Source organism: Brevibacillus fortis, from assembly GCF_003013395.1.
In the GTDB taxonomy this organism is placed as follows: Bacteria; Bacillota; Bacilli; order Brevibacillales; family Brevibacillaceae; genus Brevibacillus; species Brevibacillus fortis.
Genome location: NZ_PXZM01000001.1, coordinates 52,918 through 71,366, shown reverse-complemented (window position 1 = coordinate 71,366; position 18,449 = coordinate 52,918). Strand labels below are relative to the sequence as shown.

Genomic DNA, 18,449 nt, shown 5'->3' with positions numbered 1-18,449 from the left:
ATGGTTAGTCAAGTGGCGCAGCAAACAAGAACGATCGAAACAGACTGCTTGGAACAATGGATCGAGCAATATCGTGGGGAGTCCAGCAGGGGCAAATGTGCTGCTTATATCCCTGCATTGAAAGAGGCTGACCCAACACAGCTAGGGATTTGTGTGGTGGGACCAGATGGACAAATCAGCAGGGCTGGAAACTACGATGCTCTTTTCACCCTGCAAAGCATTTCAAAAGTCATCAGCTTTCTCGCAGCATGTACGCACCACGGGATTGCGAGTGTATTAGAGCAGGTGGATGTAGAGCCTACTGGAGACGCATTTGATTCGATGGTTCGTCTGGAAATGCACAAGCCGGGAAGACCTTTTAATCCGATGATCAATGCAGGAGCCATTACGGTTTCTTCCTTGTTGAAGGGGAACTCGACTCAGGAAAAATTCCTGTCCTTTCAACAAATGGTCGAGCGCATGACAGGACGCAAGCATCAAATCAATGAGGATGTGTATCGCTCCGAGTGGCAAACGGCCAACCGAAATCGTTCCCTCGCCTACTATCTCGCAGCTACTGGCTTTTTGGCTTGTCCGGTAGAGGATGCTTTGGACGTGTACATCCGGCAATGTTCCTTGGAGGTAACGGCAGAGGACATCGCGAAAATCGGCTTGATTCTGGCTCATGATGGCTATGATCCGATACGTAAGGAACAGCTATTCGGCAAAGAGCTGGCCCGCGTAACCAAAGCGCTGATGGTCACATGCGGCATGTACAACGCTTCCGGCAATTTTGCCGCTTTTGTGGGCGTGCCAGCGAAAAGTGGCGTGTCCGGAGGCATTATGGCTGCTGTCCCTCCGCGTGGGCGTTCGGGGGAGCTGCCTTTTGCTTGCGGCTGCGGAATTGGGGTATACGGACCGGCGATTGACCAGTACGGAAACAGCGTAGCAGGTGTCGCGCTGCTCAAGCATATGGCAAGTACGTGGGATTTGACGATTTATTAAAAGAATGGCTAGAGATCACAGAGCATGTCTGGATCTTTAGCCATTTCTTTTACTTATCAGCCTTTCTTATTCCAGTTGGCTTCTGGCTTTCATTGGCAAAAAAAAGAACCTATGACATACTGGAGCTATCACGGTCATCGGAGGAAATCAACATGGTAGATGTGGTTGCATGTGGCGAGTTATTGATTGATTTTACACCTGTACAGGAGAAGGAAAAGCCGGGCAGCGTTGCATTTGAGCAAAACCCTGGGGGAGCGCCTGCCAATGTACTTGTCGCTCTGTCGCGCTTTGGGAAGCGGACTTCCTTTATCGGTGCGGTGGGAAACGATGTGTTTGGGCGTTTTTTACAACAGACCTTAATTCGACAGAATATTGGGACAGATGGGCTCGTACTCACTGAGGAAGCGCCTACGACGTTGGCTTTTGTCCATCTCGATGAGACAGGCGATCGTTCCTTTCACTTTTACCGCAATCCGGGTGCAGACATGATGCTGCGGGAGGAAGACGTGAACGAGGCGCTGATTGCACAGGCTGCCATTTTTCATTTCGGTACCTTGTCCTTGACGCATGAGCCAGCCAGATCAGCAACATGGAAAGCCGTTGCGTACGCGAAAAAGCATCAGCGACTCCTTTCATTTGACCCGAATATTCGAGCGTCCTTGTGGGCTGATCTGGAGGAAGCGAAGGTCATGACTCTCAAAGGAATGGCACAGGCCGATATCGTCAAGCTGTCCGAGGAAGAGCTGGCTTTTCTCAAGGGGAGCGAGGATGTCGTAGAAGCGACCAAGTCGATGCTTGCGCAGTATGATCTGCAAGCTGTTTTTGTCACGCTGGGGGAAAAAGGGTGTTTTTACCGCACACGAAATCAATTCGGTACAGTCGGCGGATTTCCAGTAACCGCGGTCGATACAACTGGTGCTGGAGACGCGTTTGTGGGCGCGCTGCTCAATCAGCTTCTTGAGGCCAGGGAAAGAATGCTGGATATCCCTCAAGTCAAGCTGGAGGATATGGTGCGCTTTGCCAATGCCGCAGGTGCGCTAACGACAACCAAAACAGGAGCCATTCCCGCCATGCCTACGCAAGATGAGGTCAAAAGCTTCATGGAAGCAGCACGTTAGGAGGGAAGCGTCATGATTTTTGTGGAAGTCATCCTTCCTGTCTTGCTCATTTTTCTTAGCGGCTATATTTTACAGCGTATTTTCAAAATGGATTTGAAGCCGATCTCTTCGCTGGCGATTTATATCTTGTCGACGGCGCTCGTCTTTCGTACCTTTTACAAAACACAGCTGGACTTGCAATTATTTTATATTGTCGTGATTTCGCTGCTTTTGCTGGCTGCTCTCATTGTGATCACGCAGCTGACGGCACGAATGTTTAAATACGACAAGCAACAGGAAAGCGCACTGATGCTCGCGACTGCCTTCATGAACAGTGGCAACTACGGGACGCCGATTATTTTGTTTGCCTTCGGAGACGCTGGCTTTACGTATGCGGTGCAAATCATGGTTTTCCACTCGATTATGATGGGCGTATTCGGCGTGTATTTTGCCTCCCGAGGCGGGAATGGGATGGGGACAGCCATCAAGGCGATCTTCAAGCAGCCGTCCAATTACGCTGTGGTTCTCGCGATTTTGCTGCAACAGCTGCAAATCGTCATCCCGCAAAGCTACTACCAGACGATTGATCTGGTTGCACAGGCGGCGATTCCCGTTGTGATGCTCATCTTGGGCATGCAGCTCGCCAATGTATCTACTAAGGCGCTAGAGTGGCAGGGACTCAGTGCTGCGAGTGTCATACGGTTGGTGGCGTCACCACTTTTGGCGTACTTCATCTGTCTGTTATTCCCGATTGATCCGCTTCTGCAAAAGGTGCTGGTCGTTCTGGCAGCCATGCCTTCTGCCGCAACTACCGCGATCTATGCGATCCAATTCAACATGCGACCACAATTCGTCTCCAGCAGCGTGTTGGTTACGACGGTTATCAGTATCGGTACTTTAACGTTTTTGCTGAACATTTTGCACTAGTCCTGACGTAGACAAGGGAGGATTAAAACGTGAACAAAAAAGAGGTATTGCGGCTTTTTGACAAAGAGATGAGAGGGGATATCACTTATCCGCCACTCCGACGGGAGGAGACGGAACACCTTGTTCGCCACGTCTCACCCACCCCAGATGATTCAGGAGTGGTCTTGTTTTCCAGGCTGTCGGAAGAAAATGCAGAGGAAGTGATCAAGCAGGAACTTGAATATTTCTCTAGTCTTCAGCAGTCTTTTGAGTGGAAGCTGTTTGATTATGACCAACCGGCTAACTTGCTGGAGAGGCTGAAAGGCCATGGCTTTACAGTTGATGAGCAGGAGGCGCTGCTTGTGTTAGAGGTGGCGCAGGCAGAGGAGTTGCGAAGCCTTGTCATTCCGCCAGAGATACGTCAAATCACCGACTCGGCGGGCATTGATGATATCATGCAGTTGAAGGAGCAGCTATGGGGCAGTGTGAACGCGGAACTTGCTGCGAGATTAAAACGGGATTTGGCGGAAGATCCTGAGCACCTGCTCGTGTATGCAGCGTACAGTGGCGATCAGGCAGTGAGTGCGGCTTGGATGTATTTGCATGAGGGGACGTCCTTTGGCAGTCTGTGGGGAGGCTCTACTTTGCCTGACTTCAGAAATAAAGGCTATTATACGGCCCTTGTGGCAGTACGGGTACAAGCAGCGCTGGAACGTGGGTATCCGCTGTTGATGGTTGATGCGAGTCCGATGAGTCGACCGATTCTGGAGAAAAAAGGCTTTGAATTTCTCGCTTATTCCTATCCATGTTTCTATGAGCATAAATAGTATGGCTTGAAAAAGAAGCTGCCCATTGTTACGAGGGGCAGCTTTTGTAGTTGCAGATATACGTCTGTATAACTATTATGAGAATAAGAATCATTTGCAAGATTATCCTACATATGGTTAGGCAGGGATATGGTCATGAATCAAGCATCTGTACATTCCATATACGATAGCTATGTCAATGCATTGCCCTCTACAAAAAGTGATCGCATTGTGTCCGAAGCGAATCGGTATACACTGACGAATAATGATGGCTACTTGCGGAGACTGACGCCTCGACCGGGATTGGAGCTGGTCGAATCCAGCTACACCCCTCAGGAAAACCGGGTCATGGATATACAGTCGCAGGCTGCCATGGTTGAGCTTAGCTTTTGCTTGGAGGGGAGCGGAGAGTTCGTCGTTTCGGGAAGTCAGCACGAGTTTTTGCCTGGGAGCTGCTCCCTTCAATTGATGAACGACTTTCATGCACATTTTATGTACCGGGCGGATGTTGCACATCGATCTGTCGGGATCGGTATTTCTGTGGAGCAATTTAATGAGTGGGTGGCTGAGAGCGATGTAGGAGCAGCGTATTCGTTTCAAGGACTGCTTGGCAATCAAGCCTATCGTCTGTTTCGGATGCCATTGCAACCGAATATGGCTCGGATGCTCCAGCAGTTGAACGATTTTTCATCCTCCCATTTGAAGCTGCGGAGATTGCATACAGAAGGCAAGATTCTTGAGATCGTGTCGTTAGCGCTGGATACGTTTTTGTTCGAGCGGGAAGAGAATCGACCAAGGTCACAGTTATCTCGGAGTGATCGGGAAAAGATTCACACCGCCCGTGACATTCTACTCGAAAATATGGAGTCTCCGCCTTCCCTGATCGAACTGGCGCGTATGGCACAGCTCAATGAATACAAGCTGAAGATCGGCTTCAAAGAAGAGTTCGGGACGAGTGTTTTTGCCTATTTACGGGAAAGGCGTTTGGAAAAAGCGCTTGGATTACTGCGGGAGGGCAGTATGAATGTCAGTGAGGTTGCACTCATCGTGGGATTCTCCAACTTCAGTCATTTCTCCGAGGCGTTTCGCAAGCAGTACGGATTCAATCCTTCCGAAGTGAAGCGGGGGAGATTTAGCTAGTTTTACAATCTGGAACGGATACCTTTGCCTAAGGGGTATCCGTTTTTCCTGTAACAAAAAGGAAACGAGTAGCCGAAAAAGGAAGGAAGGGGGCTATTATGAAAATACATCATACGATTGTCGCTTTGGTACTGGGTGTTAGTCTCGTATTTCCCATAGGGGCAGCCACAGCCGCACAGAGCATGAGCAGTGAACAAACAACGCCGATTACGGTCTTAGAAGATGGGGTACCGAAGAAGCTGAAGATGCGAGGAGCAGATCGATTCGAGATCGCATGGCGCTATGATGGGGGACAAGAGTACTTCTCAGAGGTCGTCGATGACGATACGGGTACGATGTATTTGATTTCGCAAAACGGTGTGCTCCATGCGTTGAATCCGAATGGAAAGGTTATTTGGCAAAGTGATCTTGGACTAGATGGGTCACATTCCCTTAAGCTGGGCAAAGACGGGTTATTGTACATTCTGGACGATAACAGCTCTGAATTTGAATACGGCACGCCTGCTTGGATTTATGCCGTAGGCAAGGATGGTAAGAGACGCTGGTCAATGGAGCTCCCGCATATGTATAGCTACTATACGGAATTTGATGTGTCAGCGGAAGGGATCATGTTCATGCTGACGGATAGAGGGGTAACAGCAGGTGATCAGGAAGGGAAACTGGTTTGGGCAAACGATCAAGTGGTCACGTATGAGTACAAGCCATATCTATCCTATGATGTAAGGAAAATGACTTGGATCGAATCGATTCAAACATTGCTAGTTGAACGGTATGACAACAAGCTGGCAGCTCTCGATCAGAATGGGAAAATGAAGTGGCAGCGGGAAAACGTCCAGCCAGGGAAAAGATACGTTTCAGATGATGGCATGGTGTATACCTTGGGAGAAAAAGGGCTGACATTCCTTCATGCTTCCGATGGCAAAGACCGTGCAGAAGCGCCAGTGGATGTCAAGACACTCAATAAAGTGGGAATTCCACATGATGGCGCTGGAAATTTTTATCGAGAATATAATGAATACACGATCTGGAAAGTAGATCGCACGGGCAAGAAGATATGGAGCTACAATCGTCCTAAGGAACAAACGGGAACAATGGGATTTTCGCCCGTTACAGATCGTCAAGGGAATGTTTTCTTTGCCGATACGGGCGGAAGTATTTTCTCGTTAGACCCAAACGGTAAGGAACGCTTTATCGTATTACGCAATGATAGGATGTCCGTTTTCGTGCACTTATGGACAAGCCCTGATGGGGTGTTGTATGCGTGTGCAGATGGAATGGGTATATTGGCGATCACACCGAAAGGCAAGTAACTTCCTCTCATCCACGAATCCGTTCATTGTACAGCACAACCTAGCGATTCATCGTTCACGTATAGTAGAATGATACAAAAAGGGAACAGAAGGTGTAAGCGATGTGCCGAAACATCAAAACCTTGTTCAACTTTGACCCACCCGCGACAGAAGATGAGATTCAAGCAGCAGCCCTGCAATTCGTGCGAAAGCTCTCGGGCTTCAACACACCTTCGAAGGCCAATGAAGAGGCTTTTCATCGCGCGGTCCAAGAGGTCTCCGATGTTGCGAAAAATCTCCTGGATTCGCTGATGACGAATGCAGAGCCACGCAATCGGGAAGTCGAAATCGAGCGTGCTCGCGCGAGAAACGCCAAACGGTTTGGCACGACAGAGTAGTGAGACGATAAAGACAAGCAGTCTATTTGAGGGGCAGTCCGTTAAGGCAACTGCCCATTTTTATTTTGCGAGAAATGAATACGAGGTGAGCCTATGGAGCGGCTAAATGAGTTGAATGATTTGCTAAACAAATTGGAGGAGCGACATATCTTTTATCGCTTGAGTAAAATAAGGAGCGAAAGCATCATGATCGAGGTAGCTGTCCCTGGTCAAAGATGGGAGATCGAGATGATGGAGGACGGTACGATAGAGATCGAAAAATTTATTAGTGACGGTGACATGTACGACGAGAAGGAGTTGGATGTACTGTTTCGAGACTTCTCCGATTAATTTATGGCACTCTCCTCTGCTCAATCAGAAATTTCAGCATCTTATCATCGTCTTATGAGATGATTTATCATTTCGCTACTATGTCTCTCTCCTGCAAATTATATTATCGTAGAGTGCAAAGGGGAGAGGATCATCATGGAAAAGGTGAACGTCGCACAACATTTATCACGCTTGCAAGATTCCTGGGGCTCTCTGGTTGTCGGAGAGATGAATGATACATCTATTAAGCTAGAGAAGCTGCAAGGGGAGTATCCTTGGCAACAAAATGACCAGAAGGATGAACTGCTGTTTGTCGTCAAAGGCAGACTGCTACTGATGTACCACGAGCGTAATATATGGGTGGAAGCCGGAGAGTTTATCGTTGTGCCAAAGGGAGTTTCCTACAAGCTGTTTATCCCGAATGGCGATTGTCATCTACTGGCGATTGAACCGAAAAAATTCGCTGCTCTCAAGCGCTGCTCCTAAGACGATCAACATAGAAAATCAAGCGCTATTCGTTCGCGGATAGCGATGATATAGAGCTGTCAATCGACCGGTCACTTTCGTTGGCTGGACAATTGGCGGCTTTTTTGCTATTAATATATGTTCAAAAAGACAGCTTTTTGAACTTCGGCTCATAGAAAAAAGTGTTGACTTATGCGTAATTTAATATGTAATAAATACAGATAGCTCCAACTCTTTTCGAGGTGATGAATGTTGGACGACGGCATATATGTATTGATTAAAAAAGGAGACCCCGAGCAGCTTCAGAAGCGCCAGTTTCTACATAAGGAAGAGTGTACGATTGGGAGACGGGGCAATCAATTACAACCAGACATTGCTTTTTCTAGTCCGTATATCTCCAGAAGGCATGCAGTAATACGGAAAATCAATAGCCAATATACGATTTCTGATTTGCAAAGCAAGCATGGGACAGAAGTGAACGGAATGCCGATCCAGCAAGCACCTCATTTTCTGTATCACGGTGACCATATTACGTTGGCCAAAGGCGTGGTAGAGATGATATTTTTCGCAGAGGGTAGCGAGATGGATGTGACGCGGGAGTTCTCATTCCCTTTGACGATTCCCAAAGAAACTACCTCCACTTCCGGCTTGGTCATCAATCTGGAACGCAGAGAAATACGTCTCGATGGCGCAAGAATCCATTTGACCGGAAAAGATATGGACTTGCTCATGCTTCTGTACCAACGTGCGAATCAGGCGGTTAGCTATGATGAAATCATGGTACTCGTCTGGCCGGAGCGGTTGCTGAATGCACAGAGCAGCGTCCCGGATGTTGGACGAGCTGAGATCAATGCTCTCGTTTATCGCTTGCGTAAGCGGCTGGGCAGATATGGCGAGAACGTCACCACGATCCCTCGCTTTGGTTACATGTGGGAAGAATAGTAGGCAGTACGACAGACACAGGATGAATCTCCTGTGTTTTTTGTATTTAGCGTAACTATCTGACACTTATCATCGTACTATGAGAATAGTCTCATCTTGTCATCATATTTTTTCCATATATTATGGTGTCCGACTGTAATATCGTGTGATAGGGAAGGTGAATGACTAGTGAGAAAGACATGGTTGGTATTTTGGACAGTGTTTGTCGTTGTTCTTTCAGGTTTTTTCTATCTTTTCTGGGACTTTTGGAAGGACACCGCGATGTCGGATGGCGAGAGGGCAAAGGCAGCATTCACCGCGTATACGACAAAATGGGGAGAACAGGAATTCTCTGGCATGTACGAGCAGCTTTCTTTACATACAAAAAAGACCATCAGCAAAGAAGAATTCGTTTCGCGTTACCAAAACATTTACGGAGGAATCGAGGCCAAAGCGATTGCGGTCGAGCCGATGTACAATGGCGACGTCACGTCAGGTGAGGATGGGCAGATCAACTTTCATTACCGGCTGACGATGGAAACTTTCGTCGAACCGATTTCCTTTACAGGGAAAGCAATGCTTGTCAAAGAAACGCAGAACGACTTGGAGGACTGGTACATACATTGGAATCCTTCTTTTATTTTTCCAGAAATGAAAGAAGGGGACAAAGTAAGAGCTAGTACGGTGTATCCCAGACGAGGTGAAATCACGGATCGGGCAGGGCGTCCATTGGCAACAGAGCGTGTCGTGGTAGATATCGGGATCCATCCGGGAGAATGGGGCCAGACGTCACAGGCTGGGAAAATGGAGGTCAGCAAGCTTTTGCAAATGCCGTTGGATGACCTCACATCGAAGGTCCAAGCAACGACAAGCAAGTCGGCCAAGTTTATCCGGATCGCTACCCTGCCGCAAGACGATGCCCGTATCCAGCGATTAGAAAAAATAGAAGGGCTCAAATTGCACAAAAAGCAAGTCCGCTACTATCCCTATCAGGACGCGACTGCCCATCTGGTTGGCTATGTAGGCGCAATCAATCAGGAAGAGTACGAGAAGCGAAAGGATCAGGGCTATAAGACGTCCGATGTGATTGGAAAATCAGGACTGGAACAGATTTTTGAGGAGCAGCTAAGAGGGAGCGCAGGTGGACGTATCGTCATTACGGATGCAGATGGAACGGAAAAAAAGACCGTGGCGGAGCGCTTCGCCAAGCATGGACAGCCACTAGCGTTAACAATCGATGCGGAAGTACAGAAAATGATTTACCAAGAGCTGAAAAACGAAGCGGGGACGGCTGCGGCGATTTCACCAAAGACCGGGGAAATCATGGCCCTCGTCAATTCTCCGTCCTTTGATCCGAATGCGTTTGTGCTTGGAATGTCGGCTACGGAATGGAAGCAAATCAATGAAAATCCGCAAAAGCCGCTTCTCAATCGATTCGCGCGCGGGTTTGCGCCGGGTTCCACATTCAAGCCGATTACGGCAACGATTGGCCTTGCGTCAGGAGCAATTACCCCTGCGGACAGTATCCACGTCCGCGGACTGCATTGGCAGAAGGATGCCTCCTGGGGTGGATACGAGGTAACGCGGGTCAGCGATTACGGGGGACCTGTCAATTTGGAGAAAGCATTGGTGTACTCCGACAATATTTATTTTGCGAAAGCGGCACTCTCCATGGGGGAGGAGCAATTCGTGAAAAAGAGCGAGCTGTTTGGATTCCATGAAGCCCTACCGATTCCCTATCCACTGGAAAAGTCGAAGCTGTATAACGACGGTTTCAAAAACGAGATTCAATTGGCTGACTCTGGATATGGTCAGGGCGAGGTAACGATGACGCCGCTTCACCTCGCGTTGGTGTACAGCGCTTTTGCAAATGACGGAAATATCGTCTATCCATCACTGTTGCAGGGAGACAAAAAAGACGGGTATTGGAAGACGAATGTCATACCTGCTGATGTGGTTGGCACAGTGAAGCAGCATTTGATACAGGTTATGGAAGACCAGCGCGGAACCGGACGAGGAGCACGCGTGCCTGGTATACGCATGGCGGGCAAGACTGGAACAGCTGAGCTGAAACAGAAAAAAGGCGAGCTCGGAGTGGAAAACGGATGGTACGCCGTTTTTAATGTAGATGATCCGCGTTTGCTGGTTACCATGATGATCGAAGATGTTCGTGGTCGAGGGGGTAGTCACGTACTCGATGCACGTATCAAACGGATATTCACGAAGGTACTGAAAGAGTAGGGAGAGGCAAGTATGAAGGAAGCAAAAAATGATCGTTTAAAACGACTGCAAATCGTCTATATCGTCGTATTTCTCATGTTTGTGGCAATCATATTTAGATTGGCGCAAATCCAAATCCAGCAAGGGAGCGTTTATGCAAATGAGCTGGCAAACCGATCGTATAAAAAAGATTACATTTCCGCTATGCGAGGAAACATTTATGACCGCAACGGGTATGTCATTGCCGAAAGTCGGCCTTCCCATCTCGCTGTCTTCCGTGAACAAGAGGTTATGGGGAAGAAAGCGTACTTTGACCTGGTGGAAAAGCTGGAGAAAATACTGAAACTCGACAAAGCCACGCTGTTAAAAAAGATGGATGTCGGCTATGCCTACGAGAAAGGCAATTATGTGGGAGTGGCGCGACAATTGCCGCGCTATTTGGAAAAAGAACTGAAGGTGGATTTGACGGAGAAAGAAATCGCAGTACTGGGTGAGCATCGCGGCGAACTGCCGGGGATTGAAGTGGTGACAAAACCGATCAGGAAATACGATCCCAAGCAAATCGCTGTACAGGCGGTCGGGTATGTCCGGCCCTATCACATTGCTGAAAATGTGAAGCTCGCCTCCTACAAGGATGAGAGCAAGCTGTATTTGCCGAACCAGTTAGTCGGGCTCGATGGGATTGAGCTCTCTTACGAAAAAGAGCTTCGCGGGAGTAACGGTTACCGAATGTATGAGGTCGCAGCAGATCAGACGGTTGTGAAACAAGTGGAGGAAGTTCCATCCATTCCGGGCAATCATGTGTATCTCACCATTGATCAGCGGGTACAGCTCGGTATCCGGGATTCGATCCGAGAGTTTCTTCCGAAGATGCGTGCAACAATCCCTGAGGCGAGGGCTGCAAAGGGAGCGTACGTCGTGGCAGTCGAGGTTAAGACAGGCAAGGTCGTTGCGATGGTCAGCTATCCGGAATACGATCCAAACGTATGGATTGAGGGACCGGATCAAAAAATGTATGACGAGATCAAGCTGGTGGTGACGAATGGGACGATTCGAGAAGCGCCATACGATACGCGGCCATTAAAAGGCGAGGCGGCCATCCAGGAGGGCTACAAGCACCCGGGCTCAATTGTGCCGTCAGGGTCTGTCCTCAAGCCGATTACGGTATTGCTCGGTTTACAGGAAGGCATCATCTCTCCCGCCGATCGTTGGAATGATGCAGGTGTGTATCACTATGGACGTGGGACCGACCGGATTAAGAACGACAGTTCCAAAGCGCATGGCATGATAACCCCTGCGATTTCCCTGCAAAAGTCATCGAATACGTATATGGCGAGAATCGGGGAGGAGCTGTCCCGTCGAAAGGGAAAAGAGTCAGCGGCCATCCTGCAATCGTACTATCACGCATTCGGATTAGGGGTTCAAACTGGCGTGGATTTGCCGAATGAAAACAAAGGCAAAGAAGACTATTTGGTAATGAATGAAAATTACGGTCCGTTAGCATCGATGGTGCAGGCTTCCTTCGGGCAGCAAGTACGGGCAACGACGATGCAATTGGCACAGTTTGCGGCGACATTAGCGAATAAAGGCGTTCGTTTGCAGCCGCAAATGGTTGATAAAATAACCGACCCAGAAGGAAAATTGGTGAAAACGTACACACCCAAAACTATGAGCACCTTCCCTCACCCTGATAAATACTGGGACATTTTGGAGCAAGGCATGGTGATGGTGACGAAGCCAGGGGGAACAGCAGTCCGCGCGTATGAAGGAATGCCGTTTCAAGTAGCTGCGAAAACGGGTACATCTGAGCAAGATATTTATGTGCCGACGACTGTGACAGACGAAAAAACAGGACAGAAAAAGACAAAGTGGAAAATGCACGCCCGCATTACGAATGGTGTCAGCATTTCGTATGCGCCTGTCGATGATCCTGTCCTGGCAGTAGCAGTAATTGTTCCTGAGGGTGGTTATGGGGGAAGATCGGCTGCGATCATTTCCCGTTCCGTGTACGACGTGTATGACAAGCATATCGGATTTAAGAGATAAAAATAGGCTGTTCGAAGTGGTCCTATCGAGGATCTACTTCGTGCAGCCTTCTTGAATTTACCATTACCCTCAAATAATGCGTTAGATAACGGAAACAAGCTATAATAGAAGGCATATGAGAGGGGGAAGCACCGTTGATTGCGAATGAAGCCTACCGACAGTTAAAACAGATGATCTACTCCCTCGACACGGTCAGGCTCGAGACTTGCCGTCACAATGAACCACTGATCCTCTCGTCTGCTAGTTCTCATCGAATCGGGTTTGTCAAAAACATAAAAGGAACAATGGAAGAGAACGGGCAGAGACAGCTGGTTGAGGCAGGAGATGTTTTTTTTATCAAGCCGAAGACGAGCGTTTCTTTGCGGACGGAACAAGACAAGGAGCTGGAGGTCTTTTTCATTGAGTTCTCCTATTGGATCGAACAAAGTGAAAAAGGGAGAGAGAGAGTATTTGTCCAGGGCGGAGATAATTTTCCTCTGGAGGGGACTTTCCGGGTACGCAGCCATTCGCAGGTATTGCATTTAATGGAAGAACTATATCAAAGCTTTGCGTCTCATGAAGAGAGAGAGCAATTTCGGCAGAGGCTGTTATTCGAGCGCATTTTATACATCCTGGTGAAAGATTTTTCTTCGATTGAGAGCAACGAAAATACTGTGGCTAGCATCGAGGAAACGATTCTGTATGTCGATCAGCACTACATGCTCAATCTCACGCTGGAGATGTTGGCAGGAAAGGCGAATGTCAGTCCCAGCTATTATTCACGCATGTTCAAAGCGTTAAAGGGTGTGAGCTTTTCCGATTACATGACAAGCCTTAGAATCAATCGGGCAAAAGTGCTGCTCCAATTGTCGGGGAGCCGATTGCGTGAGGTGGCACAAAGCGTAGGCTATAACGATGAGTTTTACTTTAGCAAGATGTTTAAAAAAGTAGTTGGCCTATCCCCATCGGAATACGTCAAGACGCATATGAGACAAGATAATTCATGAAATCGAGCAAGATTCTTCATGGAATGGTGTAGTGGGTATCGATATAATCTCTATTGAAAATGATTTTCAATTTCGATGGAGTTTTATTTTGGTAGGGGGTTTTATCATCATGAGAGCAAGACTGTTGTTACCCGGCTTTCTTCTTATTTTTTTGGTATCTATCTTTTTGAGTGGTTGCGGTACAGCGACACAAAATGCACAGGGAACAACTCCAGCAGCTGCGACCAACACAGAGTCTACACCAGCTGCTCCTAGTGAAAAGCGCGTGATCAAGCATGAGCTGGGCGAAACAGAAATCGTTGGCAAGCCTGCGCGTATTGTCGTGATGGACTTTTCCTTTGCAGATGCTTTGGCTACATTGGGTGTGGCTCCTGTAGGAATCTCCGATGACAGTGACGCGAATCTGATCATTCCAGAGGTAAAAGAAAAAGTAGGCACTTATACATCGCTCGGTTCCCGTTACGAACCAAACATGGAGCTGATCAGCTCCCTTGCTCCTGATCTCATCATTGCAGATTTGAACAAGCATAAGGCTGTCTACGACAAATTGAAGCAAATTGCACCGACGATTGTACTGAATGACCACCAGGCGAACTATGAGCATATGCTGGCGAATTACGCTGTTATCGCGGATGCAGTGGGCATGAAAGAAGAAGGCAAAAAACGCCTCGACGAGCATCAAGCGAAAATGGAAGCTATCAAAGCGAAGCTGCCAAAAACAGACGCTAAGCTGAAGGTTCTGCCAGCAGTAGTGAACCCGACAGGATTCTTCGCTCACTCCAATGCTTCCTATGCTGGTTCTCTGATGGAATACCTCGGCTTGGAGGATGCGGCAAAGAGTGAAGAGGCGTATCCAAAAACCAATCTGGAGCAGTTGGTTGCCCTCAATCCAGACGTACTGTTCTTGATGAAAACAGGTGACAAGACGATTGTGGATGAATGGAAGACGAATCCACTGTGGCAAAACATCAACGCCGTAAAAAATGGTAAGGTGTTTGAAGTAGCTCGCAATAAATGGGCGCTGTCGCGAGGCTTGATTGGATCGGAGCAAAGCTCGGAGGAAGCCGTAACGCTTCTTTCTGGTAAATAAGCGGAAATCATTTCGGGATGGGTGTCGTAGCTGACATCGATCCCGTCGTTTTTGCGGGAGGAGGATGTACCTATGGAGGGAGCTTCAAAGGCGGGCATTATTCTGGCGGCAGGAATTCTTCTGTTCGTTTTTGGTTTAGTCGTCAGTATCTCGGTTGGTTGGACAGACATGGGATTGGTGAGTGGCGTACAATCGCTTTTCGCCCCCTCTACATCACAAGAGCATCTGATTGTGACGACGCTCAGGCTCCCGAGGGCGCTTTTGGCGGTCATCATTGGGGCAGGTCTCGGTGTGGCCGGTGCGATTATGCAAGCAATGACAGGCAATCCACTCGCTTCTCCACAGACGTTTGGAGTGAACGCTGGTGCATCGATGGCTGTCGTAGCTGCTTTGGTACTCTTGCCAAATCTCCCAGTGCCACTTTTAGCGCCACTCGCTTTTGGCGGGGCTGTCATAGGTGGATTTGCGGTGTACTATCTCGGTGCGGCTGGGGGGATGACTCCTGTTAAGCTGGCATTGGCTGGCACAGCCGTCCATCTGTTTCTCGCATCGATTACAGAGGCATTCATCTTGTTTCATCAGCACTCTACCGATCAGGTCCTGTTTTGGCTTGCGGGGTCATTGGATGGAGCAGATTGGACAGATGTGAACCGTGTGCTGCCTTGGTCGATCGGTGGGCTCGTGCTTGCTTTTTTTATGGCTCGCTCCATCGGGATTATGCGTATGGGGGAGGATGTGGCCAAAAATCTTGGACAGCATGTATTTCGGGTGCGGACGATCTGTGGAATCATTGTCATCGTACTCGCAGGCTCGGCTGTTGCCGTTGCTGGTCCAATCGGCTTTGTCGGATTGATGGTGCCTCATTTGACTCGACTTTTGCTAGGAAGAGAGAGTCTGCTATACCTCCCGATCACAGCGCTGCTCGGCGCATTGCTGCTGGTCTATGCGGATGTTCTTGCTAGGTTCATTGCGTATCCGTATGAGTCGCCAGTAGGCATCGTGACGGCTTTCTTGGGCGCTCCCTTTTTCCTCTATTTAGTGGGCAAGGAGAGGAGAGCTTCATGACACGCAGACAAAGTATTGTACCTGTCTTACTGCTGTTGCTCATCGTCTCCGCTATTATCAGCATTGGAACTGGGGCGGTGTCCATATCGCCGCGTGAGGTTGTCGAGTCACTTATTGGAACGGGGACGAAAAATCACAGCTTTATTATTGGCGAGTATCGTTTGCCGCGTATTGTCTTAGGCATGCTGGCTGGAGCGGGTTTGGCGGTATCTGGAGCTATTTTACAAGGAATGATTCGCAATCCGTTGGCGTCGCCTGACGTAATCGGCATCACCAAAGGGGCGGGACTCGCATCTGCCATCGTCATTTTTCTTTTTCCCAAATCTCCGGCTTATTTGCTGCCGTTGGCGGCATTTGGCGGTGCGGCAGTTGTCGCAGTCATATTGTATGTGTACACGGCGCGAAAACGCGTCCAGCCCGCTACTCTAGCACTGGTAGGGATCGCCATCGGGGTCATTTGTCAGGCGGGCATCCAATACCTGATGGTCAAAAATCCGGGTGATGTGAATGCAGCACTGCTCTGGATGGCAGGCAGCTTGTGGGGGCGAGGATGGGAACACGTATGGGCGGTGCTTCCGTGGATACTCGTCTTTCTACCGATTGCTTACTTATTGGCGTACCGGCTCGACGTATTGTCTCTCGGAGATGATGTAGCAGAAGGCTTGGGCCAGGATGTGACGAGACTGCGTGTTGTACTTTTGGTAACCTCTGTCGCACTCGCAGGAGCATGTGTGGCGGTTGTCGGTTCTATCGGGTTCGTCGGTCTGCTCTCACCGCACATCGCTCGTCGATTGGTAGGAGGGAAGCACGCACTTCTTCTCCCTGTCGCTGCTCTGCTCGGTGTTACGCTCATGGTCGCCGCTGATGGGCTAGGCAGATGGCTTTTGCCGCCGATGGAAGTACCAGTGGGAATCGTGACAGCTGTCATTGGGGCTCCGTATTTCTTGTATTTGATTGGAAAAGAGAAAAGAAGAGGAACATAAAAGAAAGGACCGAATCTTGCAAAATGACTTGCGAGATTCGGTCCTGTTTCATTACTTCGTATCTGCTTTTTGCAAAAAGCTGCGGATGACTTGCACGTATTCCTCAGTCTCTTCCAAATAGCCGACATGCGAGCTGTTCTCGAAGACATGGAGCTCGGCGTTTGGCACCAGAGACTGATAATAACCTGTCGATTCTGGAGTCGCTTCATCATGACGACCACAAACGAACAGGGAAGGGATGTTAATCTGATACAGCTTGGGTGTGTAGTCGAACGTTTTCAGGTTACCTGTCGGGCAAAACTCAGAAGGTCCCCACATCGTCATGTACACCTCTTTGTTCGCTTTAGGGCGACTTTCTGTCATGACTGTTGGCATGGGTTCAAGGCGGCACACATGGCGCTTGTAATATTCCTTCATGGCGTCCTGGTACTCTTGTGAATCAGTTGTGCCCTGCTCCTCATGTGTGGCGATGGTTTGTTGCACATCCACTGGCAATTGCTCGATTAAACGATCGGCATCCTGTTTCCAACGCTCTGCACTCAGGCATGGACTGGAGAAGATGATGCTCTGTACTCCATCTGGTTTGGCATCCACCAAATAAGCGGCTGCCAGCATCGTGCCCCACGAGTGCCCCAGGATGTGAACCGCATTTAAGTCAAGTGCTTGTCTTACGCAAGCCAGCTCTTCCACAAAGCGCCCTGTTTTCCAAAGAGACAGATCAGTCGGTCGATCGGAATTTCCTGACCCGAGCTGATCGTAGAAAATAACAGGTCTGTCGTTTCCCAAGACATGAAGCGTTGATTGGAGCGGATCATGCGTATTGCCAGGTCCTCCGTGAAGGACGATCAGAGGTGTTTTCTCCCCTTCGCCGACACGACTGTACCATACTCTTCCGCCAGGAACTTCTATATAGCCTTCTTGCATGCTCATCGATAATGCCTCCACTTCGGGTTCATGCTGATCTTTCCTTCTCTCAATATAGCATATGGAATTGTTTTTACACTTTTTTAAGAATTGATTTAGAGCGTGTTTAGACCCTCCTTTTATCATCACTGGTATAGAAAGCGATGACAGTTGCTTTCGATAAAATAGGAGGGATCAACATGCGGAAAAAATGGTTGGGTATCGGCTTGTCGGTTGGAATCACAGGAGCATTGATTTGGGGTTACGTGGCATCGGCGAGTGCGGATAACACGACAAGGGGCGTGTATGAATCAGCTCTGCATCAAACGAAGGAAGCGAAGAGCATGACGGCCCACGCGCAGTTAGCGCTCACAGACAACGGAGCGGAGCTACTCACACTGGAGGGAGTCGCAAAGATCGATCATAACCAGCACATCGGAATCGTGGACGCGACTTTTACAGATATGCTTGGCGAGAAAAGCTTTCAAGCCTTTCTGGAAAATGATCAAGTCGTTGTTAAAAAAGGGGATAGTAACGTTTATCGGGTCATGGAAAAAATGGATAGAAGACACCAACCAGAAAATGACGCCGATAACAAACGCGGGTCTTTTTGGTAACACACCCCAACTGGGTATTCAGCAAAACAGAGCTGTTTGAAAAAATTTGGGGTCTCGATTCGTACGGGGATATCGCCACGGTGACGGTGCATATCAGCAAGCTGCGGGAAAAAATAGAAAGCGATCCGTCTAAGCCGCAATATATTGAGACGGTATGGGGTGTCGGATATCGATTTTTACTCTAGTAGGTAAAATGCACATACGCAAACACTTGGGTAATTAGT

General features: G+C 48.7%; 18 protein-coding genes and 1 pseudogene. 18 read left to right on the top strand and 1 reads right to left on the bottom strand.

All coding sequences use genetic code 11. The annotated features are described in order from the left end of the window. The 16 genes from C7R93_RS00365 to C7R93_RS00290 all read left to right on the top strand — a co-directional run bounded on the left by C7R93_RS00365 (nt 1) and on the right by C7R93_RS00290 (nt 16,705). Nucleotides 1-984: a glutaminase gene (locus C7R93_RS00365; protein WP_146142401.1), complete on the top strand. Its 984-nt coding sequence runs from the start codon at nt 1-3 to the stop codon at nt 982-984. A 152-nt stretch (nt 985-1,136) separates the two neighbouring features. Further along, a complete protein-coding gene (locus C7R93_RS00360; protein WP_106836958.1) occupies nt 1,137-2,102 on the top strand; it encodes a PfkB family carbohydrate kinase in 966 nt (321 codons plus the stop codon). A gap of 12 nt (nt 2,103-2,114) precedes the next feature. After that, on the top strand, nt 2,115-3,008 hold the full coding sequence (locus C7R93_RS00355; protein WP_106836957.1) for an AEC family transporter: 894 nt from the start codon (nt 2,115-2,117) through the stop codon (nt 3,006-3,008). Nucleotides 3,009-3,037: 29 nt separating this feature from the next. Further along, on the top strand, nt 3,038-3,814 hold the full coding sequence (locus tag C7R93_RS00350; RefSeq protein ID WP_106836956.1) for a GNAT family N-acetyltransferase: 777 nt from the start codon (nt 3,038-3,040) through the stop codon (nt 3,812-3,814). A 135-nt stretch (nt 3,815-3,949) separates the two neighbouring features. Continuing rightward, on the top strand, nt 3,950-4,933 hold the full coding sequence (locus tag C7R93_RS00345; RefSeq protein ID WP_106836955.1) for a helix-turn-helix transcriptional regulator: 984 nt from the start codon (nt 3,950-3,952) through the stop codon (nt 4,931-4,933). Nucleotides 4,934-5,031: 98 nt separating this feature from the next. Next, entirely contained in the window at nt 5,032-6,243 is a 1,212-nt protein-coding gene (locus C7R93_RS00340; RefSeq protein ID WP_106836954.1) for an outer membrane protein assembly factor BamB family protein, read from the top strand. Nucleotides 6,244-6,344: 101 nt separating this feature from the next. After that, entirely contained in the window at nt 6,345-6,620 is a 276-nt protein-coding gene (locus tag C7R93_RS00335; protein ID WP_106836953.1) for a DUF2277 domain-containing protein, read from the top strand. A gap of 93 nt (nt 6,621-6,713) precedes the next feature. Further along, nucleotides 6,714-6,950: a hypothetical protein gene (locus C7R93_RS00330; RefSeq protein WP_106836952.1), complete on the top strand. Its 237-nt coding sequence runs from the start codon at nt 6,714-6,716 to the stop codon at nt 6,948-6,950. Between the two features lie 135 nt (nt 6,951-7,085). Then, a complete protein-coding gene (locus tag C7R93_RS00325; RefSeq protein WP_017251270.1) occupies nt 7,086-7,415 on the top strand; it encodes a cupin domain-containing protein in 330 nt (109 codons plus the stop codon). Between the two features lie 228 nt (nt 7,416-7,643). Next, nucleotides 7,644-8,336: an FHA domain-containing protein gene (locus C7R93_RS00320; RefSeq protein WP_106836951.1), complete on the top strand. Its 693-nt coding sequence runs from the start codon at nt 7,644-7,646 to the stop codon at nt 8,334-8,336. Nucleotides 8,337-8,504: 168 nt separating this feature from the next. Then, the gene (locus C7R93_RS00315) at nt 8,505-10,556 is read left to right on the top strand and encodes a penicillin-binding transpeptidase domain-containing protein (protein ID WP_106836950.1); all 2,052 of its coding nucleotides are present in this window, start codon (nt 8,505-8,507) and stop codon (nt 10,554-10,556) included. 12 nt (nt 10,557-10,568) lie between these two features. Next, nucleotides 10,569-12,581 carry a peptidoglycan D,D-transpeptidase FtsI family protein gene (locus C7R93_RS00310; RefSeq protein WP_106836949.1) on the top strand — a complete coding sequence of 671 codons (2,013 nt, stop codon included), beginning with the start codon at nt 10,569-10,571 and terminating at the stop codon, nt 12,579-12,581. 134 nt (nt 12,582-12,715) lie between these two features. Beyond that, entirely contained in the window at nt 12,716-13,567 is an 852-nt protein-coding gene (locus C7R93_RS00305; protein ID WP_106836948.1) for a helix-turn-helix transcriptional regulator, read from the top strand. A 109-nt stretch (nt 13,568-13,676) separates the two neighbouring features. Further along, nucleotides 13,677-14,657, top strand: a complete 981-nt coding sequence (locus C7R93_RS00300) for an ABC transporter substrate-binding protein (RefSeq protein WP_106836947.1) — start codon at nt 13,677-13,679, stop codon at nt 14,655-14,657. 72 nt (nt 14,658-14,729) lie between these two features. After that, nucleotides 14,730-15,722, top strand: a complete 993-nt coding sequence (locus C7R93_RS00295) for a FecCD family ABC transporter permease (RefSeq protein WP_106836946.1) — start codon at nt 14,730-14,732, stop codon at nt 15,720-15,722. Beyond that, entirely contained in the window at nt 15,719-16,705 is a 987-nt protein-coding gene (locus C7R93_RS00290) for a FecCD family ABC transporter permease (protein WP_106836945.1), read from the top strand. The genes C7R93_RS00295 and C7R93_RS00290 overlap by 4 nt, the downstream gene beginning before the upstream one ends. A 51-nt stretch (nt 16,706-16,756) precedes the next feature. Here C7R93_RS00290 and C7R93_RS00285 read toward each other — a convergent pair whose 3' ends face one another. Continuing rightward, nucleotides 16,757-17,635: a proline iminopeptidase-family hydrolase gene (locus C7R93_RS00285; RefSeq protein ID WP_106836944.1), complete on the bottom strand. Its 879-nt coding sequence runs from the start codon at nt 17,633-17,635 to the stop codon at nt 16,757-16,759. A gap of 173 nt (nt 17,636-17,808) precedes the next feature. Here C7R93_RS00285 and C7R93_RS00280 point away from each other — a divergent pair, with 173 nt between their 5' ends. Next, entirely contained in the window at nt 17,809-18,225 is a 417-nt protein-coding gene (locus tag C7R93_RS00280) for a hypothetical protein (RefSeq protein WP_244191405.1), read from the top strand. Continuing rightward, nucleotides 18,213-18,410, top strand: a pseudogene (locus C7R93_RS00275) (winged helix-turn-helix domain-containing protein); the annotation flags it as partial. The gene C7R93_RS00280 and the pseudogene C7R93_RS00275, both read left to right, overlap by 13 nt. Between the last annotated feature and the right edge of the window lie 39 nt (nt 18,411-18,449).

Excerpts from the sequence above, each read along its gene's own strand:
- C7R93_RS00365 (WP_146142401.1), top strand. The coding sequence starts at position 1 with ATGGTTAGTCAAGTGGCGCAGCAAACAAGAACGATCGAAACAGACTGC.
- C7R93_RS00360 (WP_106836958.1), top strand. The coding sequence starts at position 1,137 with ATGGTAGATGTGGTTGCATGTGGCGAGTTATTGATTGATTTTACACCT.
- C7R93_RS00355 (WP_106836957.1), top strand. The coding sequence starts at position 2,115 with ATGATTTTTGTGGAAGTCATCCTTCCTGTCTTGCTCATTTTTCTTAGC.
- C7R93_RS00345 (WP_106836955.1), top strand. The coding sequence starts at position 3,950 with ATGAATCAAGCATCTGTACATTCCATATACGATAGCTATGTCAATGCA.
- C7R93_RS00340 (WP_106836954.1), top strand. The coding sequence starts at position 5,032 with ATGAAAATACATCATACGATTGTCGCTTTGGTACTGGGTGTTAGTCTC.
- C7R93_RS00335 (WP_106836953.1), top strand. The coding sequence starts at position 6,345 with ATGTGCCGAAACATCAAAACCTTGTTCAACTTTGACCCACCCGCGACA.
- C7R93_RS00330 (WP_106836952.1), top strand. The coding sequence starts at position 6,714 with ATGGAGCGGCTAAATGAGTTGAATGATTTGCTAAACAAATTGGAGGAG.
- C7R93_RS00325 (WP_017251270.1), top strand. The coding sequence starts at position 7,086 with ATGGAAAAGGTGAACGTCGCACAACATTTATCACGCTTGCAAGATTCC.
- C7R93_RS00320 (WP_106836951.1), top strand. The coding sequence starts at position 7,644 with ATGTTGGACGACGGCATATATGTATTGATTAAAAAAGGAGACCCCGAG.
- C7R93_RS00310 (WP_106836949.1), top strand. The coding sequence starts at position 10,569 with ATGAAGGAAGCAAAAAATGATCGTTTAAAACGACTGCAAATCGTCTAT.
- C7R93_RS00300 (WP_106836947.1), top strand. The coding sequence starts at position 13,677 with ATGAGAGCAAGACTGTTGTTACCCGGCTTTCTTCTTATTTTTTTGGTA.
- C7R93_RS00295 (WP_106836946.1), top strand. The coding sequence starts at position 14,730 with ATGGAGGGAGCTTCAAAGGCGGGCATTATTCTGGCGGCAGGAATTCTT.
- C7R93_RS00290 (WP_106836945.1), top strand. The coding sequence starts at position 15,719 with ATGACACGCAGACAAAGTATTGTACCTGTCTTACTGCTGTTGCTCATC.
- C7R93_RS00285 (WP_106836944.1), bottom strand. The coding sequence starts at position 17,635 with ATGAGCATGCAAGAAGGCTATATAGAAGTTCCTGGCGGAAGAGTATGG.
- C7R93_RS00280 (WP_244191405.1), top strand. The coding sequence starts at position 17,809 with ATGCGGAAAAAATGGTTGGGTATCGGCTTGTCGGTTGGAATCACAGGA.